This is a genomic window from Streptomyces alboflavus (genome assembly GCF_000716675.1).
Taxonomy (GTDB): Bacteria; Actinomycetota; Actinomycetes; order Streptomycetales; family Streptomycetaceae; genus Streptomyces; species Streptomyces alboflavus.
The window spans coordinates 1-24,856 of record NZ_JNXT01000091.1; the positions used below are offsets into that span (position 1 = coordinate 1).

19 protein-coding genes are annotated in these 24,856 nt (G+C 72.2%); 7 read left to right on the plus strand and 12 right to left on the minus strand.

All coding sequences use genetic code 11. The features are described from left to right. Nucleotides 1-146: 146 nt before the first annotated feature. The 8 genes from OO63_RS38620 to OO63_RS38655 all read right to left on the minus strand — a co-directional run bounded on the left by OO63_RS38620 (nucleotide 147) and on the right by OO63_RS38655 (nucleotide 12,189). A complete protein-coding gene (locus tag OO63_RS38620; RefSeq protein ID WP_030361610.1) occupies nucleotides 147-1,247 on the minus strand; it encodes a hypothetical protein in 1,101 nt (366 codons plus the stop codon). 17 nt (nucleotides 1,248-1,264) lie between these two features. Next, complete coding sequence (locus OO63_RS38625; RefSeq protein WP_030361611.1) at nucleotides 1,265-1,483, minus strand: hypothetical protein; 219 nt, start codon at nucleotides 1,481-1,483, stop codon at nucleotides 1,265-1,267. A 167-nt stretch (nucleotides 1,484-1,650) separates the two neighbouring features. Then, nucleotides 1,651-2,484, minus strand: a complete 834-nt coding sequence (locus OO63_RS38630) for a carbohydrate ABC transporter permease (RefSeq protein WP_033264881.1) — start codon at nucleotides 2,482-2,484, stop codon at nucleotides 1,651-1,653. Beyond that, nucleotides 2,481-3,473 (minus strand): carbohydrate ABC transporter permease, encoded by a 993-nt coding sequence (locus OO63_RS38635; protein WP_030361613.1) that lies wholly within the window; start codon nucleotides 3,471-3,473, stop codon nucleotides 2,481-2,483. Before OO63_RS38635 ends, OO63_RS38630 begins: the two co-directional genes overlap by 4 nt. A gap of 31 nt (nucleotides 3,474-3,504) precedes the next feature. Next, the gene (locus OO63_RS38640; RefSeq protein ID WP_030361614.1) at nucleotides 3,505-4,815 is read right to left on the minus strand and encodes a sugar ABC transporter substrate-binding protein; all 1,311 of its coding nucleotides are present in this window, start codon (nucleotides 4,813-4,815) and stop codon (nucleotides 3,505-3,507) included. Between the two features lie 275 nt (nucleotides 4,816-5,090). After that, on the minus strand, nucleotides 5,091-6,551 hold the full coding sequence (locus OO63_RS38645; protein WP_030361615.1) for a glutamate synthase subunit beta: 1,461 nt from the start codon (nucleotides 6,549-6,551) through the stop codon (nucleotides 5,091-5,093). After that, a complete protein-coding gene (gltB, locus tag OO63_RS38650; RefSeq protein WP_030361616.1) occupies nucleotides 6,544-11,067 on the minus strand; it encodes a glutamate synthase large subunit in 4,524 nt (1,507 codons plus the stop codon). The genes OO63_RS38645 and gltB overlap by 8 nt, the downstream gene beginning before the upstream one ends. A gap of 390 nt (nucleotides 11,068-11,457) precedes the next feature. Then, on the minus strand, nucleotides 11,458-12,189 hold the full coding sequence (locus OO63_RS38655; protein WP_030361617.1) for a VIT1/CCC1 transporter family protein: 732 nt from the start codon (nucleotides 12,187-12,189) through the stop codon (nucleotides 11,458-11,460). A 327-nt stretch (nucleotides 12,190-12,516) separates the two neighbouring features. On the opposite strand from OO63_RS38655, the gene OO63_RS38660 reads away from it, so the two are divergent. The 7 genes from OO63_RS38660 to OO63_RS38690 all read left to right on the plus strand — a co-directional run bounded on the left by OO63_RS38660 (nucleotide 12,517) and on the right by OO63_RS38690 (nucleotide 20,534). Then, a complete protein-coding gene (locus OO63_RS38660; protein ID WP_033264882.1) occupies nucleotides 12,517-13,524 on the plus strand; it encodes an ADP-ribosylglycohydrolase family protein in 1,008 nt (335 codons plus the stop codon). 122 nt (nucleotides 13,525-13,646) lie between these two features. Then, on the plus strand, nucleotides 13,647-14,978 hold the full coding sequence (locus OO63_RS38665; protein ID WP_078619634.1) for an ADP-ribosylglycohydrolase family protein: 1,332 nt from the start codon (nucleotides 13,647-13,649) through the stop codon (nucleotides 14,976-14,978). Continuing rightward, nucleotides 14,875-16,071: an ADP-ribosylglycohydrolase family protein gene (locus OO63_RS38670; protein WP_030361618.1), complete on the plus strand. Its 1,197-nt coding sequence runs from the start codon at nucleotides 14,875-14,877 to the stop codon at nucleotides 16,069-16,071. The genes OO63_RS38665 and OO63_RS38670 overlap by 104 nt, the downstream gene beginning before the upstream one ends. After that, entirely contained in the window at nucleotides 16,068-17,546 is a 1,479-nt protein-coding gene (locus tag OO63_RS38675) for an ADP-ribosylglycohydrolase family protein (RefSeq protein ID WP_030361619.1), read from the plus strand. Before OO63_RS38670 ends, OO63_RS38675 begins: the two co-directional genes overlap by 4 nt. Next, nucleotides 17,543-18,448, plus strand: a complete 906-nt coding sequence (rbsK, locus tag OO63_RS38680) for a ribokinase (RefSeq protein WP_030361620.1) — start codon at nucleotides 17,543-17,545, stop codon at nucleotides 18,446-18,448. Before OO63_RS38675 ends, rbsK begins: the two co-directional genes overlap by 4 nt. Next, on the plus strand, nucleotides 18,445-19,680 hold the full coding sequence (locus OO63_RS38685) for a CaiB/BaiF CoA transferase family protein (protein ID WP_051811635.1): 1,236 nt from the start codon (nucleotides 18,445-18,447) through the stop codon (nucleotides 19,678-19,680). Before rbsK ends, OO63_RS38685 begins: the two co-directional genes overlap by 4 nt. Next, nucleotides 19,677-20,534, plus strand: a complete 858-nt coding sequence (locus OO63_RS38690; RefSeq protein ID WP_030361622.1) for an HpcH/HpaI aldolase/citrate lyase family protein — start codon at nucleotides 19,677-19,679, stop codon at nucleotides 20,532-20,534. The genes OO63_RS38685 and OO63_RS38690 overlap by 4 nt, the downstream gene beginning before the upstream one ends. Before the next feature lie 31 nt (nucleotides 20,535-20,565). Here the strand turns inward: OO63_RS38690 and lgt are convergent, their stop codons facing one another. The 4 genes from lgt to trpB all read right to left on the minus strand — a co-directional run bounded on the left by lgt (nucleotide 20,566) and on the right by trpB (nucleotide 24,654). Beyond that, a complete protein-coding gene (gene lgt / locus OO63_RS38695; protein ID WP_051811636.1) occupies nucleotides 20,566-21,564 on the minus strand; it encodes a prolipoprotein diacylglyceryl transferase in 999 nt (332 codons plus the stop codon). Between the two features lie 145 nt (nucleotides 21,565-21,709). After that, nucleotides 21,710-22,492 carry a DsbA family protein gene (locus tag OO63_RS38700; RefSeq protein WP_030361624.1) on the minus strand — a complete coding sequence of 261 codons (783 nt, stop codon included), beginning with the start codon at nucleotides 22,490-22,492 and terminating at the stop codon, nucleotides 21,710-21,712. Nucleotides 22,493-22,555: 63 nt separating this feature from the next. Then, complete coding sequence (gene trpA / locus OO63_RS38705; protein ID WP_030361625.1) at nucleotides 22,556-23,371, minus strand: tryptophan synthase subunit alpha; 816 nt, start codon at nucleotides 23,369-23,371, stop codon at nucleotides 22,556-22,558. Continuing rightward, nucleotides 23,368-24,654, minus strand: coding sequence for a tryptophan synthase subunit beta (gene trpB / locus OO63_RS38710; protein WP_030361626.1), 1,287 nt, complete (start codon nucleotides 24,652-24,654; stop codon nucleotides 23,368-23,370). Before trpB ends, trpA begins: the two co-directional genes overlap by 4 nt. Nucleotides 24,655-24,856: the final 202 nt, after the last annotated feature.

Here is a 24,856-nt window from a genome sequence, read left to right on the forward strand (position 1 = left end):
CACCCCCCCGGGGAGGGAGAAGGGCGGGCGGGTGGGGAAAAAAGCCCGTCCGGCGTTTGAGGACGAGCGCGCAGCGCGACCGGCGCCCACCCCGGGCAACGTACAGACAAAGCACCCCAGGGCGCCCCACGACCAGGAGGGCGAGCCTAGGAGGGCCGGTCCTCGAAGGCAGGCAGCGCGAAGATCCTGACCTTCGCCTCGTCGTCCATCAACTCCACAAGCGGCAACACCAGCTCCCAGAGATCCCGCTTCCCGACCTCCCGGACAAGCGCGTCAAGCTCCGCGTCGGAGAGCGCGGCGGCCCGCGAGGCGACCACCCGGCGGGAGTCCTCGGGCAGCACCTCCACGAGGGGCAGGAACTCCCCCCACAGGCCGGTGGCGACGACGGCGGGAACGACCCCGCCGAGGACGTCGGGGTCCCGCAGGGACGGCAGCCCCGCCACCGTACGCAACTCCTCGGGCCCCAGCAGCGCGACCAGCGGAAGCAACGACTCCCAGAGCCCCTGCCCGGCCACGGTCACGACGAGCGGATCGAGCCGCTCGGGCGGCTGCGCGGCGGCGAGGGACGCGATCCGCCCGCGCTGCTCCCCGGTCACCATCCCGGCGACGGCGAGCGCCTCGGCCCAAAGACCGTCGGCGGCGGCCGTCCCGATGACGCCGGCGAGCCGCTCCTCACCCATCAACTCGACGATGTGCCCGAGCCGTTCGGGCACGTCGATGAGGAAGCCGGTGCGCAGCACCACGGCGTCGGCGACCTGCGGCAGGATCCGTCCGAGCGCGCTGTCGCGCAGATGGCCGACGAACCGCCCCATCGTGATGTGGTCCTCGCGCTCGGCGAGGGCGACGGCGATGCGGACGAGCAGGTCCTCGTCGAGCCGGTCGACGATGCCGCTGATGCGCCGCGGGTCGAGGTGCGCGCAGGACTCGGCGGTGAAGGAGACGGGCAGCTTCTCGATGATGTCGGCGGCGCGGGCGGGTTCGAGGCGCCCGGCGACGGCGGCGGCGAGCCGGGGCCCGAGCGCCTTCTGGGAGATGGCGGCGGCGACCCCGGCGGGCACGAGCTTGGTCGCGGAGGCGATGCGGTCGAGCATGTCGGGCGCCCGGTCGTGGAGCGTCGCGACGCAGTCGGCCCGGAAGCGGCGCACGTCCTCGGCGGGCAGTTCCCCGAGGAAGGCGAGCGCGTCGGGCTCGACGTCGAGGAGGCGGGCGGTCTTTTGGGCCTCGGCCCTGCCGCGCAGCTTGTCCATGGTGTCCTCGCCCCCGCCTACCGGAAGAGGATCCGGCGTACGGGCCCGCGGGCCAGCGCGGGCACCAGCTTCAGGGCCTCCTCGGCGGCCTGGTTCAGGCCGGACGCCCGGCTCTCGCGCTCTCGGCGCAGCGCGTCGGCGAGGGCCGCGAGCCGTTCGGACGGCAGCGCGGCGAAGGACTCGGGGGGCCTGACCCCCAGTTCCGCGGTCAGTTTCTCCAGTGCTTCGGTGCTCACGGGACCTCCCGGAGGGTGCGCTGGGCTTCAAGGTCCCGAGAGTGGAGCGAAATTGAATAATAGTCAATAGCGGGGGGCGGGACGAGGGCAGCCCGGGCAAGCGGAAGGGGGCGGGGAGAGCCGCCGGAAACCCGGCAGCACCTCCCCGCCCCCTCGCGGAGCGCGGATCAGCCCTTGACGGCCCCCGCCGCCAGACCCGACCCGAGCCTGCGGTGGACGACGACGAAGAAGAGCATGACGGGCACCGTGACCAGCGTGGAGCTGGCCATCACGGGACCCCAGGACGTGGTGTTCTCACCGAAGAACTGGAAGATGCCCACGGCCGCCGTGTACTTGTCGCTGCCCTTCATGAAGGTGTACGCGAACACGAACTCGTTCCACGCCGTGATGAAGGCGAAGATCGAGGTGGCGACGAGCCCGGGCGCGACCAGCGGAAGCAGCACCGACCAGAACATCCGGAACCAGGAGGCGCCGTCGATGTACGCGGCCTCCTCGACCTCCTTGGGCACCGCCGCCACGAACCCGCGCAGGGTCCAGATGGCGAACGGCAGCGACAGGGCGATGTAGACGATCGACAGGCCGAGCAGCGAGTTGAGCATCTCGTAGTCCCGCATCTGGATGAACAGCGGGATGACGAGGGCCTCCAGCGGCACCATCTGCACGATCAGGATCATGATCAGCACCGAGGTGCGGAACTTGAACTTGAAGCGGGCCACCGCGATCGCCGCGAACAGCGAGAGCAGCGCCGCCGCCAGGATCGTGGCGATCCCGACGATCGCCGAGTTCAGCAGGTACTGCCCGAAGTTGCCCCGGTCGAAGACGAAGTCGAAGTGCTCGAAGCTGATGCCGCTCGGCAGCAGGTCCGAGCCGCGCGTGAGCGCCTTCGGGTCGAGGGCGGTGGAGACCATCCAGTAGACGGGGAAGAGCGTGAAGACCAGCAGGGCCGCCACGGACAGCGGCAGGCCGATGCGTGCGGCGAGCGAGGTGCGGCGGGTGGTCACAGGTCCTCCTCCCCCTGCCGGAACAGCGTCCGGATGTAGACGATGGTGATGGCGAGCAGCAGCAGCGTGAGCAGGACCGCGGCCGCGGCGCCCGCGCCGTAGTCGTTCTTGGCGAACGCCTCGATGTAGGAGTACACGCCGAGGTTGTAGACGTCGGGATTGGAGCCGCTGCCTCCCGGCATCAGGAAGACCTGGGTGAAGACCTTGAAGTCCCAGATGGTGGAGAGGATGGTCACCACCAGGAAGACGGGCTTGATGGTCGGCACGGTGATCTTCCAGAACCGCTGCCAGGCGTTGGCGCCGTCGATCTCCCCGGCCTCGTACAGCTCCTTGGGAATCGTCAGGAGTCCCGCGAGGACGGTGATCGCCACGAACGGGAAGCCGTGGTGCACGACGTTGATGGTGGCGATGGCGTAGAACGGAAGGCGTTCGGTGAACCAGTTGGTGGTCTCGGCGTCGATCAGGCCCATGGAGTCGGCGACTTGGCTGACCATGCCGTCCTCGGGCGAGAACAGCCAGATCCAGACGTACGTGCCGGTCACCGCGGGCATCGCCCAGGCGGCCAGGATCGACACCGAGCAGATCAGCCTCCAGGTCGGGCCGAGGCGGTTGAGGAGCAGCGCCACGGCCGTGCCGAGGGCGACGGTCAGGCCGACACAGGCGAACGCGAAGAACACCGTGTTGGGCAGGACCGTCTTCCACAGCAGCTCGCCGGTCAGCAGGTCCGTGTAGTTGTCGAAGCCGGTGTAAGTGCCCTTGCCGCCGCCGAACTTGACGACGTAGTCCTGCAGCGACAGCTTGCCGACCTGGATCAGCGGCCACAGCAGCAGGCCGATGAGCACGACGAGCGCGGGGGCGAGCAGCAGCCAGGGGCGGGTGAGGGTGGTCAGTCTCTTGCGGCGGCGCGCGGCGTCACCGTCGTCGTCGCGGCGGGAGCGAAGGCTCGAAGAGCCGGACGAACCGTCCTTCGAGCCGTCGCTGACGAGCATGTCTTTCACGTGGTCACTCGTCCCTGTGTGCCTACTTGTCCTTGGCGAAGATCTCGTCCATGTCCTTGGCCGCCTTGTTCGCGGCCTCCTTCACGGACGACTTGCCGGTGAGGATCGACTGGACCATGCCGGTGACGACCTGGGAGGCCTGGATCTCGCCGTACGCCTTGGTCTTGGGCACCGTGGCGCCGGCCTCGATCATCTGCTTCGCGAACGGCTCGACCAGCGGGTCCTTCTGGCCCTCGATCTTCTTCAGCTCGGAGTTCTGGCCGGGGAAGTAGTTGGTCTGCTTGGCCCACTTCGCGGCGAACTCACCGGTCGTCATGAGCTTGACCAGCTCCCAGGCCAGTTCCTTCTTGTCCGTGTCGAACGTGGACAAGTAGGAGCCGCCGAGGAAGGACTTGCTCATGCCGCCGGTCTCGCCCGGGATCGGGACCGCGCCGAGCTTGCCCTTGAGCTTGGGGTTCGCATCCGTGATGGCCTTCGGGGTCCAATTGCCGCCGATCGCCATGGCGATCTGGCTCTTGTTCCAGGCGTCGCCGACCTCCTTCTCGGTCCAGGTGTTCACCTTGGCCGGGGAGACCTTGTCCTTGGTGGCGAGGCCGGTGTAGAACTCCAGGCCCTTGATCGCCTGGGGCGAGTTGATGGCGGACTTCCACTCGTCGCCGTCCTGGGTGGCGAGTTCACCGCCCGCGCCCCAGATGAAGGGGGTCGCGAACATCTCCGCGCCGCCCGCCACCGGGAACGGGATCAGGCCCGGCTCCTTGTCCTTCAGCGTCTTCGCCGTGGCCTGGAGCTCCTTCCAGGTCGTCGGCGGCTTCAGGTTGTGCTTCTCGAAGATGTCCTTGCGGTAGACGATGGACCGCACGCCCGCGTACCACGGCATGCCGTACTGCTTGCCGTCCAGCGTGCCGGCGTCCTTCAGGCCCTCGACCAGGTCGCCCGCGAGGCCGGACTTCTTCACCTCGTCCGTGACGTCGACGAGCCCCTCGGTCTCGGCGAACTGCGGCACCCAGGTGGTGCCGACCTCGGCGACGTCGGGGACCTGGTCCGGGCCGCCCTCGATCGCGGTCGTGAATTTCTTCTGGGCGGTCGCCCACTGCTGGTACTCGACCTTGATCTTGGCGCCGGTCTTCTTTTCGAAGGCCGCGCCGACCTCCTTGAAGAAGGGCCGGGGATCGGGGTTGGTGCCCTCCATGATCCACACGGTGAGCGTCTTGCCCTTGCCCTCGACCTTGCCGCCGTTGTCGCCGCTGTCGCCGCCGTCGTCGCCACCGCACGCGGTCGCGGTCAGACCGAGCGTCAAGGCGATACAACCTGCCACGATGACACGTCGCTTCATGCCGGCCCCCTTCAGGTTCCTTTGGTGAGAGCGATTCTGGTCACACAGAGTGTGGGCGGTCTAGACCCTTTCGGCGAAGCGGCCGAACCGTAATCACCGTTGCGCAGTGCGCTACGGCTTGCAATCGTCGTTGCGCACCACGCAATCGCGGTGTAGGCGCGGGGAGCGGAGAGCACGAAAAACGCGACGCCCGCCCAGTGTCCGGTCGGGGACAGGGCAGGCGCCGCGCCAGTTCCGTACGCCGTTGTACGGGACGTATGAGGGGGCCGTACGGATTACACCGTGAGGGCCCGGTCGGTCGGGCGAATGGGTGAGGGAAGATCACTCGCACCGGTGAGGAAGCGGTCCACGCCGCGGGCGGCCGAGCGCCCCTCGGCGATCGCCCACACGATGAGCGACTGACCGCGCCCGGCGTCACCGGCGACGAACACACCGGGGACGTTCGTCTGGAACTCGCCGTCCCTGGCGACGTTCCCGCGCGCGTCCAGGTCGAGCCCGAACTGCTCCACCATGCCGTTCTCGCGGTCGGTGCCGGTGAAGCCCATGGCCAGGGTGACGAGCTGGGCGGGGATGCGCCGCTCCGTGCCCGGCTTCTGGTTGAGCTTGCCGTCCACGAACTCGACCTCGACGAGGTGCAGGAACTGCACGTTCCCGTCCTCGTCGCCCTCGAAGTGGGTGGTCGAGACGGAGTAGACGCGCTCGCCGCCCTCCTCGTGGGCCGAGGTGACCTTGTAGAGCATGGGGAAGGTCGGCCAGGGCTGCCCGGCGGACCGCTCGTCGCCGGGGCGGGGCATGATCTCCAGCTGGGTGACGGAGGCCGCGCCCTGCCGGTGGGCGGTGCCCACGCAGTCCGCGCCGGTGTCGCCGCCGCCGATGACGACGACGTGCTTGCCCTCGGCGGAGACGGGCGTGGTCACGTAGTCGCCCTCCTGCACCTTGTTGGCGAGCGGCAGGTACTCCATCGCCTGGTAGACGCCCTTGAGCTCGCGGCCGGGGACGGGCAGGTCACGGGCGGTGGTGGCGCCGGCGGCGATGACCACGGCGTCGTAGCGCTTGCGCAGCTTCGTCGCGTCGATGTCGCGGCCGATCTCCACGCCGGTGCGGAACTTGGTGCCCTCCGCGCGCATCTGCTCGATGCGGCGGTTGATGTGCCGCTTCTCCATCTTGAACTCGGGGATGCCGTAGCGAAGGAGGCCGCCGATGCGGTCGGCGCGCTCGTACACGGCGACGGTGTGGCCGGCGCGGGTGAGCTGCTGGGCGGCGGCGAGGCCCGCCGGGCCCGAGCCGATCACGGCGACGGTCTTGCCGGACAGGCGCTCGGGGGCCTGCGGCGCCACGTCACCGGTCTCCCACGCCTTGTCGATGATGGAGACTTCGACGTTCTTGATGGTGACGGCGGGCTGGTTGATGCCGAGGACGCAGGCCGCCTCGCAGGGGGCCGGGCACAGCCGCCCGGTGAACTCCGGGAAGTTGTTCGTGGCGTGCAGCCGCTCCTGGGCCGCGGACCAGTCCTCGCGGTAGGCGTAGTCGTTCCACTCGGGGATGAGGTTCCCGAGCGGACAGCCGTTGTGGCAGAACGGGATGCCGCAGTCCATGCAGCGCGAGGCCTGCTTGGAGATGATCGGGAGCAGCGAGCCGGGGACGTAGACCTCGTTCCAGTCCCGCAGCCGCTCGGGGACCGGGCGGGTCTCGGCGACCTCGCGGCCGTGGTTCAAAAAGCCCTTGGGATCAGCCATTGGTCGCCGCCTCCATCATCTTCTCGGTGATCTCGGACTCGGAGAGTCCGGCTCGCTCGGCGGCGTCCTTGGCGGCGAGCACTGCCTTGTACGTGCTGGGGATGATCCTGCTGAAGCGGGCCACGGACGTGTCCCAGTCCACGAGCAGCTTCTCGGCGACGGTGGAGCCCGTCTCCTCCTGGTGGCGGCGCACGACGTCGTGCAGCCACTGCTTGTCGGTGTCGTCGAGCGGCTCGACGGCCGCCAGGTTCCCGGCGTTGACGTTGTCGCGGTCCAGGTCGATGACGTACGCGATGCCGCCCGACATGCCGGCCGCGAAGTTGCGCCCGGTCTCGCCGAGGACGACCGCATGGCCGCCGGTCATGTACTCGCAGCCGTGGTCGCCCACGCCCTCGGACACCACGAGCGCGCCGGAGTTGCGCACGCAGAACCGCTCGCCGGTGCGGCCGCGCAGGAACAGCTCGCCGCCGGTCGCGCCGTAGCCGATGGTGTTGCCCGCGATGGTGGAGTACTCGGCGAGGTGGTCGGCGCCGCGGTCGGGGCGGACGATGATCCGGCCGCCGGAGAGGCCCTTGCCGACGTAGTCGTTGGCGTCGCCCTCCAGGCGCAGGGTGACGCCGCGCGGCACGAAGGCGCCGAAGGACTGGCCCGCGGAGCCGGTGAAGGTGATGTCGATGGTGTCGTCGGGCAGGCCCGCGCCGCCGAACTTCTTCGTCACCTCGTGGCCGAGCATGGTGCCGACGGTGCGGTTGATGTTGCGGATGGCGACCTGGGCGCGGACCGGCTGGGCGTCCGCCTGGGAGTCGGCGGCGAGCGCGTCGGCCGCGAGCTTGATCAGCTCGTTGTCGAGGGCCTTCTCCAGGCCGTGGTCCTGGGCGACGACCTGGTGGCGCACGGCGCCGCCGGGCAGGTCCGGGACGTGGAACAGCGGCTCCAGGTCCAGGCCCTGGGCCTTCCAGTGGTTCACGGCCCGCTCGGTGTCGAGGAGTTCGGCGTGGCCGACGGCCTCCTCGATGGAGCGGAAGCCGAGCTCGGCGAGGAGTTCGCGGACCTCCTGCGCGATGAACTCGAAGAAGTTCACGACGTACTCGGCCTTGCCGCTGAAGCGCTCGCGCAGCGTCGGGTTCTGCGTGGCGATGCCGACCGGGCAGGTGTCCAGGTGGCAGACGCGCATCATGACGCAGCCGGACACGACGAGCGGGGCGGTCGCGAAGCCGAACTCCTCGGCGCCGAGCAGCGCGGCGATGAGCACGTCGCGGCCGGTCTTCAGCTGGCCGTCGGTCTGCACGACGATGCGGTCGCGCAGGCCGTTCAGGAGCAGCGTCTGCTGGGTCTCGGCGAGGCCGAGCTCCCAGGGGCCGCCCGCGTGCTTGAGCGAGGTGAGCGGCGAGGCGCCGGTGCCGCCGTCGTGGCCGGAGATGAGGACGACGTCCGCGTGCGCCTTGGAGACGCCCGCGGCGACCGTGCCGACGCCGACCTCGGAGACCAGCTTCACGTGGATGCGGGCCTGCGGGTTGGCGTTCTTCAGGTCGTGGATGAGCTGGGCGAGGTCCTCGATGGAGTAGATGTCGTGGTGCGGCGGCGGGGAGATGAGCCCCACGCCCGGCGTCGAGTGCCGGGTCTTGGCCACCCACGGGTAGACCTTGTGTCCGGGCAGCTGGCCGCCCTCGCCGGGCTTGGCGCCCTGGGCCATCTTGATCTGGATGTCGTCGGCGTTGACCAGGTACTCGCTGGTCACGCCGAAGCGGCCGGAGGCGACCTGCTTGATGGAGGAGCGGCGCGCCGGGTCGTACAGGCGGTCGGCGTCCTCGCCGCCCTCGCCGGTGTTGGACTTGCCGCCCAGCTGGTTCATGGCGATGGCGAGGGTCTCGTGCGCCTCGCGGGAGATCGATCCGTACGACATGGCGCCCGTGGAGAAGCGCTTGACGATCTCGGAGACCGGCTCGACCTCCTCGACGGGGATCGCCGTGCGCCCCTCGCTCTTGAAGCCGAACAGGCCGCGGAGCGTCATCAGGCGCTCGGACTGCTCGTTCACGCGGTCCGTGTACTGCTTGAAGATGTCGTAGCGGCGGCTGCGCGTGGAGTGCTGGAGGCGGAAGACCGTGTCGGGGTCGAACAGGTGCGGCTCGCCCTCGCGGCGCCACTGGTACTCGCCCCCTATGTCCAGGGCGCGGTGCGCGGACGGCACGCCGGAGGCCGGGTAGGCCTTGGCGTGGCGGGCGGCGACCTCCTGGGCGATGACGTCGATGCCGACGCCGCCGATCTTGGAGGCGGTGCCGTTGAAGTACTTCTCGACGAAGGCCTCCTGGAGGCCGACGGCCTCGAAGACCTGGGCGCCGCGGTAGGAGGCGACCGTGGAGATGCCCATCTTGGACATCACCTTCAACACGCCCTTGCCGAGGGCGAAGATCAGGTTGCGGATGGCCTGCTCGGCCCCGCCGTTCTCATCGGCGTGCAGGAAGGTGCCCGCGCGGACCAGGTCCTCGACGGACTCCATCGCCAGGTACGGGTTGACGGCCGCGGCGCCGAAGCCGATGAGCAGCGCGACGTGGTGGACCTCGCGCACGTCGCCCGCCTCGACGAGCAGGCCCACCTGGGTGCGCTGCTTGGTGCGGATGAGGTGGTGGTGGACGGCCGCGGTGAGCAGGAGCGAGGGGATCGGGGCGTGCTCGGCGTCGGAATGCCGGTCGGAGAGCACGATCAGGCGGGCGCCGGCCTCGATGGCGGCGTCGGCCTCGGCGCAGATCTCCTCGATGCGGGCGGTCAGGGCGTCGCCGCCACCGCCGACGCGGTACAGGCCGGAGAGCGTCGCGGCCTTCATGCCGGGCATGTCGCCGTCGGCGTTGATGTGGATGAGCTTGGCCAGCTCGTCGTTGTCGATGACCGGGAAGGGCAGGGTGACGCTGCGGCAGGAGGCCGCGGTGGGGTCGAGGAGGTTGCCCTGCGGGCCGAGCGAGGAACGCAGGCTCGTCACCAGCTCCTCACGGATGGCGTCAAGGGGCGGGTTGGTGACCTGCGCGAAGAGCTGGGTGAAGTAGTCGAAGATCAGCCGCGGGCGTGCGGAGAGCGCGGCGATCGGCGTGTCCGTGCCCATCGAGCCGATCGGCTCGGCCCCGGCCTTGGCCATCGGGGCGAGCAGGATGCGCAGCTCCTCCTCGGTGTAGCCGAAGGTCTGCTGGCGGCGCGTGACGGAGGCGTGGGTGTGCACGATGTGCTCGCGCTCGGGCAGGTCGGACAGCTCGATCTCGCCGGCCTCCAGCCACTCCGCGTAGGGCTTCTCGGCGGCGAGGGCGGCCTTGATCTCGTCGTCCTCGACGATGCGGTGCTCGGCGGTGTCGACGAGGAACATCCGGCCGGGCTGCAGACGGCCCTTGCGGACGACCTTGGCCGGGTCGATGTCGAGGACGCCGACCTCGGAGCCGAGGACGACCAGGCCGTCGTCGGTGACCCAGTAGCGGCCGGGGCGCAGGCCGTTGCGGTCGAGGACCGCGCCGACCTGGGTGCCGTCGGTGAAGGTGACGCAGGCCGGACCGTCCCAGGGCTCCATCATCGTGGCGTGGAACTGGTAGAAGGCGCGGCGGGCTGCGTCCATGGAGGCGTGGTTCTCCCAGGCCTCCGGGATCATCATCAGGACCGAGTGCGGCAGCGAGCGGCCGCCGAGGTGCAGGAGTTCGAGGACTTCGTCGAAGGAGGCGGAGTCGGAGGCGTCCGGCGTACAGACCGGGAAGATCCGCTCCAGCTTGTCCCCGGCGCCGAACACGTCGGAGACGAGCTGCGACTCGCGGGCCCGCATCCAGTTGCGGTTGCCCTTGACGGTGTTGATCTCACCGTTGTGCGCCACGAAGCGGTACGGGTGGGCGAGCGGCCAGCTCGGGAAGGTGTTCGTGGAGAAGCGCGAGTGGACGAGGGCGATGGCCGTGGCGAAGCGGCGGTCGGACAGGTCCGGGAAGAAGGGCTCGAGCTGGCCGGTGGTCAGCATGCCCTTGTAGACGATCGTGCGGGCCGAGAGCGAGGGGAAGTAGGTGGCCGCCTCGCGTTCGGCGCGCTTGCGCAGCACGAACGCCTTGCGGTCCAGGACGAGCCCGCTGCTCTCGCTGTCCGCGACGAACAGCTGGCGGAAGACCGGCATGGTCGAGCGGGCGGTGGCGCCGAGCAGCGTCGGGGCGACGGGGACCTCGCGCCAGCCGAGCACGGTCAGGCCCTCTTCGGCGGCGATCGTCTCGATCCGTGAGACGGATTCGGCGGCGGAGTCCTGCGGCAGGAAGGCGATGCCGACGGCGTACGCGCCCGCCTCAGGGAGGCTGAATCCGGCCACTTCGCGCAGGAACGCGTCCGGGACCTGGAGCAGGATGCCGGCGCCGTCGCCGGAGTCGGGCTCGGAACCGGTGGCGCCGCGGTGTTCGAGATTGCGCAGTACGGTCAGCGCCTGCTCGACGAGCTCATGGCTCGCCTCACCGGTGAGGGTGGCCACGAACCCGACGCCACAGGCGTCGTGCTCATTACGGGGGTCGTACATCCCTTGCGGGGCGGGGCGACCGTCCATGGGCGACCAGGCGTCGGAACGCATCGGCACTCCCGTCGTCGTGATGGGGGCGACCTCCCGGGCGAATGGGGCTCCGGGGGCGCGAGCGGCGATAGGGACGACGTTGGCCCTGGCTAAATTTCGTGCAGGTTACATGATGGACCGCTTCTCGAAAAGCGGATACTTCATTCCAACATGTGGACGCGCTCTGGGGGTCGAGAGCGGCGGGAGCGGACCGGAAGCGGACAGATCGGTGGCCGCGGGTCCGGAGCGCCAGGGGCCTCATTGCCCGCAGCGCTTACGGCTCATGCCCGGCGGTCAAGGAATCGAAACCGCACGGTAACGACTACTTATGCAGAATCCTGCATACACCTGCACGGCCGCCTATCCTACGGCCGTCCCGAACAGGCTGCCCAGGGCGTACGTCACACCTGCCGCGGCACCGCCCAGCGCGAGCTGCCGCAGCCCGCTGAACCACCAGGACCGCGCCGTCACCCTGGCCACGACCGCACCGCACGCGAAGAGCCCGATCAGCGCGAGCAGCAGCGCGGGCCACAGGGCACTGGCCCCGAGCAGATACGGCAGTACGGGCAGCAGCGCGCCCAGCGCGAAGGAGCCGAACGAGGACACGGCGGCGACCAGCGGCGAGGGCAGGTCGCCCGGGTCGATGCCCAGCTCCTCGCGGGCGTGGATCTCCAGGGCCTGCTCGGGGTCCTTGGACAGCTGCCGGGCGACCTCACCGGCAAGCTCGGGCTCGACGCCGCGCGACACGTACAGCGCGGCCAGCTCCCGCTCCTCGTCCTGGGGGTGCTTGTGCAACTCCCTGCGCTCCACGTCCAGTTCGGCCTGGACCAGCTCGCGCTGCGAGGCCACGGAGGTGTACTCGCCCGCGGCCATGGAGAACGCGCCGGCGGCGAGCCCCGCGAGGCCGGTGATGACGATGGTCTCGCGCGACACCGCCCCGCCCGCGACACCGGTCATCAGGGCCAGGTTGGACACGAGACCGTCCATGGCGCCGAAGACGGCGGGGCGCAGCCAGCCGCCGTTGACGTCGCGATGGGTGTGGTTGTCCCGGTGCGCCTCGTGCAGCGGGGCCTCGATCTCGATGATCGCCATGACGAAAACTCTTCCTCCCACTCGGACGGGGGCACGCGCACGCGGACGGGGGCACACGTCACCCCGGTACGGAGCACTCCGGCCCCGGTCCCTCCCCCTCGGACACCCTCGAAAGTACGCGCGAAAAATCTTGCCCGCCAGCAAGGAAGGCCGTACTTACCTGCGAAAACGCGCCTCGGCAGGCCCTCCCCCGAACCTCGCGCGGAGCCTGCCCGACATGCCGAAGGGGTGACGCTGAGCGCACGAATGCTCACATGAGTGCCGTCGCGTGGCAGGGATGGTCCAACGCACTGCAACCCGGCAGTCAGCGTGACAGGGAGGCACGGCATGGCATCCGTCGCATGTGTTCCCTCGGTCCCGGCGCCCGGTGACGCCGGCGGACTCCGCGAGCGGGCCCGCGGCGCGATGCTCGGCCTCGCCGTCGGCGACGCGCTCGGCGCGCCCGCGGAGAACATGAAGCCGTCCGAGATCCGCCGCCGCTGGGGCCGCATCACGGGGTACGTCGTGGAGCATCCGGCGGGGACGGACGACACCGAGTACGCCATCTTCTCCGGCCTTCTCCTCGCCCGGCACGGCTCCGCGCTCACCGTCGCGCACGTCGAGGCGGCCTGGCACCAGTGGATCGCCGACCTCGACGAAGGCCCGTTCCGCGGCGCGGGGTTCAGCGAACGCGGCACCCTGGAGAACCTGCGCCGGGGCCTCGCCGCGCCCATCTCCGCCCAGCACCGGCACGCCTGGAGCGACGGGCTCGCGATGCGCGCCGCCCCCTTCGGCGTCTTCGCCGCGGGCGCCCCCGCCGAGGCGGCCCGACTCGTCGCCGTCGACGGCACCGTCAGCCACGAGGGCGAGGGCATCCACGGCGGCCGCGCGGTGGCCGCGGGCGTGGCGGCGGCGATGGCCGGGGCGCCGGTGGAGTCGGTGGTCGCGGCGGCCCTGTCCGTCATCCCGGCGGACAGCTGGACCGCCCGCTCGCTGCGCCGGGCCGTCGCCGTCGCCCACCGCGGCGAACGCGCGGTCCGCTCGGCGGTCGTCATCGGCGGCTACCCGTGGACGGACCTCGCCCCCGAGGCGGTCGGCCTCGCCTTCGGCGCGTACGCGGCCGCCGGGGGCGACTTCACGACGGCGGTCCTCACAGCGGTGAACATGGGCCGCGACGCCGACACCACGGCGGCGGTCGCGGGCGCCCTGGCAGGCGCGAGCTGCGGCGCGACCGCGATCCCCCCGGAGTGGTCCACCCCCATCGGCCCGGCCCTCGGCACCTGCCTGCCGTCGATGCGGGGCCATCACGTCCTGGACATCGCCGACCTCTTGACCCCGGACGAGGAGGCACCGTGAAGCCTCCTCCCCCCGCTGTGGGCAGCTGGTCCGCCCAGAGGGCGGCAGGGGCATCCCCTGCTCGAGCGGAACCGAGAGGTTCGGGAAGGGCGGACACGGCGGCGCCGCGCGGCTCACTCGCCGTGACCGGGGCCCCGGCGCCGGGCACCCTCGACGCCCACGCCGGCCAAGGCCCCCCTGGGGCGACCCCCGCACAGGGCACGACGACGGACGCCCGCGCCGAAGGCCTCCTCCTCGGCCTGGCCGCGGGCGACGCCGCGGGCTGGCCCGCGGCCCGCCACCGCGCGGCCCGCATGCCCACCTGGACCCGCCGCCTCACCCGAGAACTGGACACCTTCGCCGAACACAACGCGACCACCACCCTCCCCGTCCCCATCGCCCTGAACCAGCCCCCCGAACCCCTGCGCCTCGGCCCCTCCGACGACGCCGAGTGGGCGGCCTTCACCGCCGAAGCCGTACTGAAGGCGACGGACGGCACCCTGGACCGCACCCTCACCAGGGACCGCCGCACCCGAGCGACCCTGGCCCTCGCCTGGAACACCCTGGCCAGCGAGGTGGCAGCGGCGGCAGCCCGCGCCCCGGAGGTGGAGTCCGCCCTCCTCCCCCTGCGCGCCCGCATCTCCGTACGCGCGGGCCTCGGCAACCTCGCTGCAGGCCTGCGCCCACCCGCCACCGGCCACGACAACCCGCACTTCTTCGACGACGCCGCCTGCGTACGCGCCTGCGTCCTCGCCCTGGTCCACCCTGGCGCCCCCGAACGGGCCGCCGACCTGGCCGAGTTCGACGCCCGCTACACCCAGGACGGCGACGGCGTGCACGGCGCCCGCGCGATGGCCGCGGCGATCGCGACCGCGCTCACGGGCGCGTCCCCCGAGGAGGCCACGGCCGCCGCCCTCACCCAACTGCCCGCGCACACGGAGATCGGCCGCAACGCCCGCCACGCCCTGGACCTGGCCCGCGCCTGCGCACAGGACCCGGCCGGCGCCACCTTCGCGCTGGTCCCGCTCCTGGAGCACAGCATCGTCGACCACGTCTACAGCTACGGCATCGCCGCCGCCGAGACCGTCCCGGTGGCCCTGGCCCTGGCCGTCGCCTCCGAGGGCCGGATCCGCGAGGCGGTCCCCGCGGCCGCCTGCCTGTCCCGCGTGGCCGACTCCGCACCCGCCCTCACCGGCGCGCTGACCGGCGCCCTGGCCACGGCCACCGCCATCCCGTACACGTGGCGGGAGACCTGCCGCACCCTCTCCGGCTGCGCCCTGCCGCGCCTCGCGGGCACCGATCTGGTGGAGCTGGCCGGGCAGTTGGCGCGGGCCCACACCGAACCACCCACACCGCAGGAGGACTCGGGACATGCCACCACTGGATCCGACACCGGGAAGCTCCCGGGCGAGCCGCCCGACGCTGACCCTCGCCGACCGCGTGACGGGCGCCCTGGTCGGCGCGGCGGTCGGTGACGCGCTCGGCGGCCCCGTCGAGGGCTGCTCCCCCGACCAGATCGCCGAGCGCCACAGCGGCCGCGTCCGGGGGATCGTCGGCCCCTGGCACGGGGACGACTGGCGCACGGCCCGCCCCATCGCCCCGTACCACAAGGGCGACGGCCACATCACCGACGACACCCTGATGACCCACGCGCTGATCCGCGTGTACGCGACGGTCCGCGACCACCTCGACGCGTACGCGATCGCCGACCACCTGGTCCCCGACCTGATCACCACCCCGCGCTGGATCCCCGAACTGGAGGCGGACGCCCTCCCCCTGCACCGCCTCTTCCTCGCCGAGAAGTGGCTCGTGGCCCGCCTCCACTACGGCCACGTGGATCCGCGCGAGGCGGGCGCGGGCAACATCGTCAACTGCGGCGCCGCGATGTACATGGCACCGGTCGGCCTGGTCAACGCGGCGAACCCGGCGGGCGCGTACGCCGAGGCCCTGGACGTCGCGGGCGCGCACCAGTCGTCGTACGGCAGGGAGGCGGCCGGGGTCTTCGCGGCGGCGGTGGCGGCGGCCTGCGTCCCCGGCGCGACGCCCGCCTCGGTCGTCGAGACCTGCCTCGCCCTGGCGAAGGACGGCACGCGCGCGGCGATCGAGGCGGTGGCCGAAGTGGCGTCCGGGTACGACGAGTTCGAGCCCGCCCTCGCCCCGCTCCGGACGGCGGTCGCCCCCTTCGACACGGTCGGCCCGGACTACCGCGCCCCGTCCCTCGGCGCCCGCCGCCCCTCCCGCCTGCACGCCATCGAGGAGCTGCCCGTCGCCCTGGGCATGCTCCTGATCGCCGACGGCGACTACCGCCGCACCGTGCTCGGCTCGGTGAACTACGGCCGCGACTGCGACTCGACCGCCACGATGAGCGGCGCCATCGCGGGCGCCCTGCGCGGCGCGTCCACCGTCCCCGATGACTGGTCGACGACGGTCGCCGAGGCGAGCCGCCTCGACCTCCGCACCCCCGCCCTCACCCTCACGGAAGTCGCCCGGGAGATCTTCACCAAGGACCGCACCCGCCGCCGCACCCACGAGGCGGCGTTCACGTCCCTGACGGACCCCGCCGCATGACCCGCCTGACCTGGCTCCAGCCCGAGGACCTCATCGCGCACGAGTTCCGGCAGGCGGAGGAGGAGGGCAGAGACGTCACGGAGGCGGCGGCCCGCTGGCGGGCGGCGGGCGGCCGCACCGCCCCGCCGCGGTCGGGCGCGTCCCCAGACGAGGCCTCGCCACAGCTACGGGCCCTGGCGGAAGACCTGTTGACCGAACTCGGGCAGGAACGGGAACGGGAAGACGCTGCCGAAGCGGCACATTTCCAGCCCGTCCGGCGATTGAGGACGAGGCGCGAAGCGCCGATCGACGGGAGCCGTCCCACCCGCACGGGACACCCACCCGGCTGGGGCCCAGGGGGCGCAGCGCCCCTGGTTACGGGAAGGGGCGGGACTGGGGAGCCCCCGGCAGGGCCCACCCACCGCACCCGCCTCCACACGGCCTGGCTGGGCCGAGCCGCAGGCTGCCTCCTCGGCAAGCCCGTCGAAAAGCTCCCCCTGGAAGGCATCCGTGCCCTGGCGAAGGCCACCGGCAACTGGCCCCTGAGCACCTGGTTCACGGCACAGGGAGTCCCACCCGAGCTGACCACCACGTACCCCTGGAACAGACGCTCGGCACCCACCTCCCTGGCCGAGAACATCAACGGCATGCCGGAGGACGACGACCTCAACTACCCCCTGCTGAACCTGCTGCTCCTCCAGCGCCACGGCAAGGCGTTCACGACGCACGACGTGGCCACGCTGTGGCTGGAGGAACTCCCGGCCGCGAGGACCTTCACGGCGGAACGCGTGGCGTACCGCAACCTCCTGAACGGCGTACCGCCGCCACGGACGGCCCGCCACCACAACCCGTTCCGGGAGTGGATCGGCGCCCTGATCCGCGCGGACGTGCACGGCTGGACGAACCCGGGTGACCCGGCGTCGGCGGCGGAGCAGGCGCACCGGGACGCGTGTCTGACGCACACGGGCAACGGCGTGTACGGGGCGATGTTCGCGGCGGCGACGATCGCGGCGGCGGCGTCGGGGACGGCCGACGTGCACGCGAGCCTGGCGGCGGGCCTCGACGTGGTACCGCCGGACTCGCGCCTGGCCCGGGCGGTGCGCCGCGGCGTCGACCTCGCGGGGGCGCACCGGGACTTCGACGCCGTGGTGGACCGGCTGCACGCCGAGTTCGGCAGGTACCACTGGGTGCACGTCGTCCCGAACGCGGCGCTGCTCGCGGCCGCCCTCACGCACGCCGACGGCGACTTCACCGCGTCGATCACGCGCGTGGTGTCGGGCGGCTGGGACACGGACTCCAACGGGGCGACGGCGGGCTCGGTCGCGGGCCTGCTGTCCGGTCGCCCTGACGCGCTCCCGGACCGCTGGACAGCCCCGCTCCACAACCGGCTCGCCACCTCGGTCGGCGGCTTCCACGGCACCGGCTTCGACACCCTCGCGCGTCTCACCGCGCACCTGACCGACGACCCCGCCCCGCAGGAGGCACCCCACCCATGACCCGGCCCCACATCGCCGTACTCGGCAGCACCAACATGGACCTCGTCGCGTACGTGGCCAAGGCCCCGCAGCGCGGGGAGACCGTCACCGGCCGCGAGTTCCGCACCCTCCCCGGCGGCAAGGGCGCCAACCAGGCCGTCGCCGCGGCCCGCGCGGGCGCCACCGTCGCGATGATCGGCGCCGTCGGAAACGACGCCTTCGGCACCCAACTGCGGTCGGCGCTCGACCACTCGGGCGTGGACACCGACCTGCTGCGCACGGTCGAGGGCCCGAGCGGCACGGCCCACATCGTCGTGGACGACGACGGCGGCAACGCGATCGTCGTGATCCCCGGCGCGAACGCCACGCTCACCGCGCTGTCCGCGGGCGACAGGGCCGAGATCGCCTCCGCCGCCGCGCTCCTGCTCCAGCTGGAGGTCCCACTTGAGGGCGTGCTGGCCGCCGCCCGTACCGCCCGCGAGCACGGCGTCCGCACCATCCTCACCCCGGCGCCCGCGCAGCCGCTGCCGCCCGAACTCCTCGCCGCCACCGACCTGTTGCTCCCCAACGAGCACGAGGCCGCCGCCCTCACCGGCATCACGGACCCGGCCGCGGCGGCCCGCGCGCTGCTCTCCCAGGTCCCGGAGGTCGTCGTGACGCTCGGCGCTGCGGGCAGCCTGTACGCCGCCCGGGGCGCCGAGCCCGTCACGGTGCCCGCGCGGCGGGTCACGGCGGTGGACACGACGGGCGCGGGCGACACCTTCGCGGGCGCGCTCGCGGTGGCGCTCTGCGAGGGCAACTCCGTTCCGGACGCCATGAGTTGGGCGTCGGCGGCGTCCGCGCTCTCCGTGCAGCGGACGGGAGCGGCGACCTCCATGCCGTACCGCGCGGAGATCGACGCCGAAGCGGGAGCGAGCGCATGAGCCCGTCCGCACCGCTGACCGCGCCCACGGCCCCGCCCTCACCACCGCCGCCCCTGACGGGCCTGCGCGTCCTCGACCTGGCCACCCTCTTCGCCGGTCCCCTCGCCGCCACGCTCCTCGGCGACTTCGGCGCGGACGTCGTCAAGGTCGAGCACCCGACCCGACCCGACCCGTCGCGGGGGCACGGCCCGGCGAAGGACGGCGTCGGCCTGTGGTGGAAGCTGCTCGGCCGCAACAAGCGCACGATGACGCTCGACCTCTCCACCCCGGGCGGCCGCACCACGCTGCTCCGGCTCGCCGCCGACGCGGACGTGATCGTGGAGAACTTCCGCCCCGGCACCCTGGAGAAGTGGGACCTCGGCTGGGAGCGGCTGAGCGCCGCGAACCCGCGTCTCGTGCTCGCCCGGGTCACCGGCTTCGGCCAGTTCGGGCCGTACGCGCGCCGCCCCGGGTTCGGCACCCTCGCGGAGGCGATGTGCGGGTTCGCCGCGGCCACCGGGGAGCCGGACGGGCCGCCGACGCTGCCGCCGTTCGGCCTCGCGGACTCCATCGCGGGTCTGGCGACGGCGTACGCGGTCATGACCGCCCTGGCGGCGCGCGCACACACGGGCCGCGGCCAGGTCGTCGACATGGCGATCATCGAGCCGATCCTCACGGTGCTCGGCCCGCAGCCCCTCTGGTACGACCAGCTCGGCCATGTGCAGCCGCGCACCGGCAACCGCTCCGCGAACAACGCGCCCCGCAACACCTACCGCACGGCGGACGACCGGTGGGTCGCCGTCTCCACCTCCGCGCAGTCGATCGCCGAGCGCGTGCTGTGCCTGGTGGGACGCCCCGACCTGGCCGCCGAGCCGTGGTTCGGCTCCGGCACGGGGCGCGCCGCCCACGCGGACGTGCTCGACGAGGCGGTCGGCGCGTGGATCGCGGACCGCACCCGCGCCGAGGTGATCGAGGCGTTCGAGAAGGCGGAGGCGGCGGTGGCACCCGTCCAGGACGTACGGGACGTCATGACCGACCCCCAGTACGCGGCCCTCGGCACCATCACCACCGTCCCCGACGACCCGGAGCTGGGCGACCTGCGCATGCAGAACGTGCTGTTCCGCCTCAGCGAGACCCCGGGCGCCATCCGCTGGGCGGGCCGCCCGCACGGCGCCGACACCGACGCGGTCCTCACCGAGCTCGGCCTCACCGGCCGCGAGATCAGCTCGCTGCGCGAGGCGGGCGCCCTGTGAGACCGATCCCGCTGACCTGGCTGTACGTGCCCGGGGACCGGCCCGACGTGGTGGCGAAGGCGCTCGTGGCGGGCGCGGACGTGGTGGTGGTCGACCTGGAGGACGCGGTCGCCCCGGCCCGCAAGGAGTACGCCCGCGCGGCCACGGCGGAACTCCTCGCCGAGCCGCCGCCCCCGCCGTCGCCGGGCGCCGCCCGCCCGGCCGTGCAGGTCCGCGTGAACGCGCTCGGCACCCCGCTGTCCGACGCGGACCTGAAGGCCGTCGCCCCGCTGCCCGGACTCGCCGGGCTGCGGCTGCCCAAGGTCACCTCACCGGCCGACGTGATCCGCGCGGCGGAGCGGGCGGCGCCGCACGACGGCGGGGCGCCCGCGCTGCACGCCCTCCTGGAGTCCGCCCTCGGCATCGAGCGGGCCCACGCCATCGCCACCGCGCACCCGGCGCTGCGCGGGGTGTCCATCGGGGAGGCCGACCTCCGCGCCGACCTGGGCGTACGCGAGGACGCGGGGCTCGACTGGGCGCGCTCGCGGGTGATCGTGGCCGCGCGGGCGGCGGCGCTCCCGGCGCCGCCGCAGTCCGTGCACCCCGACATCCGGGACACGGACGGCCTCGCGGCGTCCTGCGCGCACGGGCGCACCCTGGGCTTCCTGGGCCGGGCTGCGATCCACCCGCGTCAGCTCCCGGTGATCGAGCGCGCCTATCTGCCCACCGCCCGGGAGGTCGAGGAGGCCGAGTCGGTCCTCAAGGCGGCGGCGTCCGAGGAGGGCGCGCTCGCACTGCCCGACGGCCGCTTCGTGGACCGGGCGGTGGTGGAGCAGGCCCGCAGGACGCTGGCGCTCGCCGGGAGCGGGCCGTAGCGGGGCCGGTCGGGGGTCGGGGCGGAGCCCGTCAGCCCTTGTCGGCCGCCGCGTCCGTGGGCTTCGTGGACTTCGGCTTGGTCAGGTCCTTGGTCATGGACGGGGCCTTGGTGTCGCCGCCGGACGTGGCGTCGGCGGTCTCCTTGTCACCGGCGTCGGCATCGGTGTCGTCGGCCGCCGCGTCACCGGTGCCGGAGAGCTGCTTCTCCTCCGCCGCGCCGGGTTCGACGACCTCCTCGCGGCCGGGCCGGGTCCGCGCCGACACCACGAAGTAGACGACGGCGAGGACGAAGACGAGCAGCGCCGTCCAGTTGTTCAGACGCAGGCCGAGGAACTCGTGGGCGTCGTCGACGCGCATGTACTCGATCCAGAAGCGGCCGGCGCAGTACGACGCGACGTACAGCGCGAAGGCGCGGCCGTGGCCGAGCTTGAAGCGGCGGTCGGCCCAGATGACCAGGACGGCGACGCCGATGCACCACAGCGACTCGTACAGGAACGTCGGGTGGTAGGTGCCGGGGACCCGGCCGTCCTCCGCGGAGGTGATCTTCAGCGCCCACGGCAGGTCGGTCTTCTTGCCGTACAGCTCCTGGTTGAACCAGTTCCCCCAGCGGCCGATGGCCTGGGCGACGGCGATGCCGGGGGCCAGCGCGTCGGCCCACGCGGGCAGCGGGATGCCCCGGCGGCGACAGCCGATCCAGGCGCCGACGGCGCCGAAGGCGATGGCGCCCCAGATGCCGAGCCCGCCCTCCCAGATCTTGAAGGCGTCCACCCAGTCACGGCCGTCGCTGAAGTACAGCTGGTAGTCCGTGATCACGTGGTACAGGCGGCCGCCGACGAGTCCGAAGGGCACCGCCCACACGGAGATGTCGGCCACGGTGCCGGGCCGGCCACCGCGGGCGACCCACCGCCTGTTGCCGAGCCACACGGCAACGAAGACGCCGATGATGATGCAGAACGCGTAGCCGCGCAGCGGAATCGGGCCGAGATCGACCACTCCGCGCGAGGGGCTGGGGATGTAGGCAAATTCCATGGCAGGGTCGACGCTACCGTGCCGGGCGGCGGCGACGGCAGGCAGCCCCGCAACGGGTCCATAACGGGGCCGGGCACAGACGGGCCCGGGGACGGGGCCGACGCCCCCGTCCCCGGGCCGCGCGAACCGCCGGACCGCCGCCCGGCTACTGGTTCGCCTTCTCCACCATGGCCTTGAGCTTCTGGGGGGTCAGCGGGTTCTGCTGGTCGCTGAAGATGTCCTTGCCGTCGAGCAGGACCGTGGGCGTGCCGCGGAGCTCGGCCTTCTGGAAGGCCTCGTGGGACTTGCCGACCCAGCTGTTGTGGGTGCCGTCGTTCACGCACTTCTTGAACGGGGCGGTGACAAGGCCGTCGACCTTGCCCGCGAGCTCGATCAGCTTGGCGTTGTCGGCGAAGGCGTCGTCGGGCTCCGGCGGCTGGTTCTTGAACAGCTCGTCGTGGTACGGAGCGAACTTGCCCGCGTCCTGGGCGCAGGCGGCGGCGTTGGCGGCGTGCAGGGAGCCGCTGCCGCCCATGTTCCCGTCGATGAGGGTCGCGAGGTGGTAGTTCACCTTCAGCATGCCCCGGGCGGCGAGGTCGTTGATCGTCGAGCGGTACATGTCCTCGAAGTTCTTGCAGGCCGGGCAGCGGAAGTCCTCCCAGACCGTGAGCGTGGACTTCGCGCTGTCCTTGCCGAGCGGGATGGACAGCTTGTCCTCGCCGCTCGCCCCCTTGGGCACGACGACCGGGCCGGTGGTGTCCTTGTCCTTCTTGTCGTCGCCCGCGCCTGCCGCGAGTACGCCGACGACCGCGGCCAGGCCGAGCACGCCGACGACGGCCGCGCCGACCAGGAGCCCGCGGCGCCGCTTGTCGCGCGCCTTCTGCCGCTCCCGCTCCACGGCAAGGCGTTCACGGGCCGATTGCTTACCTTCTCGGTTCTTCTCGCTCACATCCGGGCAAACGAACCGGGGAGGCCCGTGCGGCCTCCCCGGTCCCAGGTCCACCCTTAAGGATTACGCGTGTTCGCGTACGCCCTTCGCAAGGTCACCCGCGAGCTCGCGGACCGCGGCGACACCGGCCGCCTCGTCGTCGGCGTCCAGCATCCGCTGGACGAACGCCGAGCCGACGATGACGCCGTCGGCGAAGCCCGCGACCTCGGCGGCCTGCGCGGCGTTCGAGACGCCGAGGCCGACGCAGACCGGCAGTTCGGTGGTCGCGCGGGTGCGCTCCACCAGGTCCTGCGCCTGGGCGCCCACGGAGACGCGAGTGCCGGTGACGCCCATCAGCGAGGCCGCGTACACGAAGCCCGAACCGGCCGCCGTGATCGTCGCGAGCCGGGCGTCCTTGCTGCTCGGCGCGACGACGAAGACGGTGGCGAGGTCGTGCTTGGCCGCGTGCTCGCGCCACAGCGCCGACTCCTGCACCGGCAGGTCGGGCAGGATGCAGCCCGCGCCGCCCGCCGCGGCGAGCTCGGCGGTGAAGCGCTCCACGCCGTAGCGGTCGATGGGGTTCCAGTACGTCATGACGAGCACCGGCTTGCCCGTGGCCGCGTGGGCCTCGCGCACCGTGCGGAACACGTCGGCGATCTTCACGCCGCCGCGCAGGGCGATGTCGTCGGCGGTCTGGATGACCGGCCCGTCCAGGACGGGGTCGCTGTGCGGCAGGCCGACCTCGACGACGTCCGCGCCGCCCTCGAAGGCCGCCTTGATCGCCTCGATGCCGCCGTCCACGGTGGGGAAGCCCGCCGGGAGGTAGGCGATGAGCGCCGACCTGCCCTCGGCCTTGGCGGCGGCGAGGGTGTCGTTCAACAGCTGGATGTTCCCGCTCACTTGGCGTCCCCCTCGATCTCGGCGTTGTCTCCCGCGGCGTCCGCCGCGACGGCGGCGTCCGTGTCGTACAGGTTGAAGTAGCGGGCTGCGGTGTCCATGTCCTTGTCGCCGCGGCCCGACAGGTTGACGATGATCAGCCCGTCCTTGCCCAGCTCCTTGCCGATCTCCAGGGCGCCCGCGAGGGCGTGCGCGCTCTCGATCGCCGGGATGATGCCCTCGGTGCGCGAGAGCAGGCGCAGGGCCTCCATCGCGGCGGCGTCGGTGACCGCGCGGTACTCGCCGCGGCCGCTGTCCTTGAGGAAGGCGTGCTCGGGGCCGATGCCCGGGTAGTCGAGTCCGGCCGAGATCGAGTAGGGCTCGGTGATCTGGCCCTCCTCGTCCTGGAGGACGTAGCTGCGCGAGCCGTGCAGGATGCCCGGTTCGCCCGCGGTCAGGGTGGCCGCGTGCTCGCCGGTCTCCACGCCGTGCCCCGCGGGCTCGCAGCCGATGAGGCGTACGTCGGCGTCCGGGATGAACGCGTGGAACAGGCCGATCGCGTTGGAGCCGCCGCCGACGCAGGCGACGGCGGCGTCGGGCAGGCGCCCGGCGCGCTCCAGGATCTGCCGCCTGGCCTCGACGCCGATGACGCGGTGGAAGTCGCGGACCATGGCGGGGAAGGGGTGCGGGCCCGCCACGGTGCCGAACAGGTAGTGGGTGTGGTCGACGTTGGCCACCCAGTCGCGGAACGCCTCGTTGATCGCGTCCTTGAGCGTACGGCTGCCGGACTTCACCGCGACGACCTCGGCGCCGAGCATCCGCATGCGCGCGACGTTCAGGGCCTGCCGCTGGGTGTCGATCTCCCCCATGTAGATGGTGCACTCGAGCCCGAACAGCGCGCAGGCGGTGGCCGTCGCGACGCCGTGCTGGCCCGCGCCGGTCTCGGCGATGACCCGGGTCTTGCCCATGCGCTTGGTGAGCAGCGCCTGCCCGAGCACGTTGTTGATCTTGTGGGACCCGGTGTGGTTCAGGTCCTCGCGCTTGAGGAACACCCGGGCGCCACCGGCGTGTTCGGCGAACCTCGGCACCTCCGTGAGGGCGCTCGGGCGGCCCGTGTAGTTCACGAGCAGGTCGTCGAGCTCGCGCGCGAACTCCGGGTCCGCCTTCGCCTTCTCGAACTCGACGGCCACCTCGTCGACGGCGGCGACCAGCGCCTCCGGGATGAACTTGCCGCCGAACGCGCCGAAGTACCCTTCGGCGCTCGGGATCCGACCCTCCGGGTCGGGAATGAAGTACTCGCTGGGCATGTGGAACCTCGCGTGATGTGGTGTGGTCTGTCGGTCACCGTATTGCGCGGGCGCCTCTGGCCGGCGGGGGTGCGGAAGCCGTCCCCGCCGCTGCGCGGCGGATACTCCCCACCCGCCCGCCCGGAACTCTGGGCCCCGGGTGCGGGTACGGAAGCCGTCCCGCCGCTCCGCGACGGATCTCCCCACCCACCCGCCCGTGAAG

Bases quoted from the DNA above. Each gene is read 5' to 3' on its own strand.
- lgt (WP_051811636.1), bottom strand. From the start codon at position 21,564: ATGGAATTTGCCTACATCCCCAGCCCCTCGCGCGGAGTGGTCGATCTC.
- OO63_RS38635 (WP_030361613.1), bottom strand. From the start codon at position 3,473: ATGCTCGTCAGCGACGGCTCGAAGGACGGTTCGTCCGGCTCTTCGAGC.
- OO63_RS38670 (WP_030361618.1), top strand. From the start codon at position 14,875: ATGCCACCACTGGATCCGACACCGGGAAGCTCCCGGGCGAGCCGCCCG.
- gltB (WP_030361616.1), bottom strand. From the start codon at position 11,067: ATGTACGACCCCCGTAATGAGCACGACGCCTGTGGCGTCGGGTTCGTG.
- OO63_RS38620 (WP_030361610.1), bottom strand. From the start codon at position 1,247: ATGGACAAGCTGCGCGGCAGGGCCGAGGCCCAAAAGACCGCCCGCCTC.
- OO63_RS38655 (WP_030361617.1), bottom strand. From the start codon at position 12,189: ATGGCGATCATCGAGATCGAGGCCCCGCTGCACGAGGCGCACCGGGAC.
- OO63_RS38685 (WP_051811635.1), top strand. From the start codon at position 18,445: ATGAGCCCGTCCGCACCGCTGACCGCGCCCACGGCCCCGCCCTCACCA.
- OO63_RS38675 (WP_030361619.1), top strand. From the start codon at position 16,068: ATGACCCGCCTGACCTGGCTCCAGCCCGAGGACCTCATCGCGCACGAG.
- OO63_RS38645 (WP_030361615.1), bottom strand. From the start codon at position 6,551: ATGGCTGATCCCAAGGGCTTTTTGAACCACGGCCGCGAGGTCGCCGAG.
- rbsK (WP_030361620.1), top strand. From the start codon at position 17,543: ATGACCCGGCCCCACATCGCCGTACTCGGCAGCACCAACATGGACCTC.
- OO63_RS38660 (WP_033264882.1), top strand. From the start codon at position 12,517: ATGGCATCCGTCGCATGTGTTCCCTCGGTCCCGGCGCCCGGTGACGCC.
- trpB (WP_030361626.1), bottom strand. From the start codon at position 24,654: ATGCCCAGCGAGTACTTCATTCCCGACCCGGAGGGTCGGATCCCGAGC.
- OO63_RS38640 (WP_030361614.1), bottom strand. From the start codon at position 4,815: ATGAAGCGACGTGTCATCGTGGCAGGTTGTATCGCCTTGACGCTCGGT.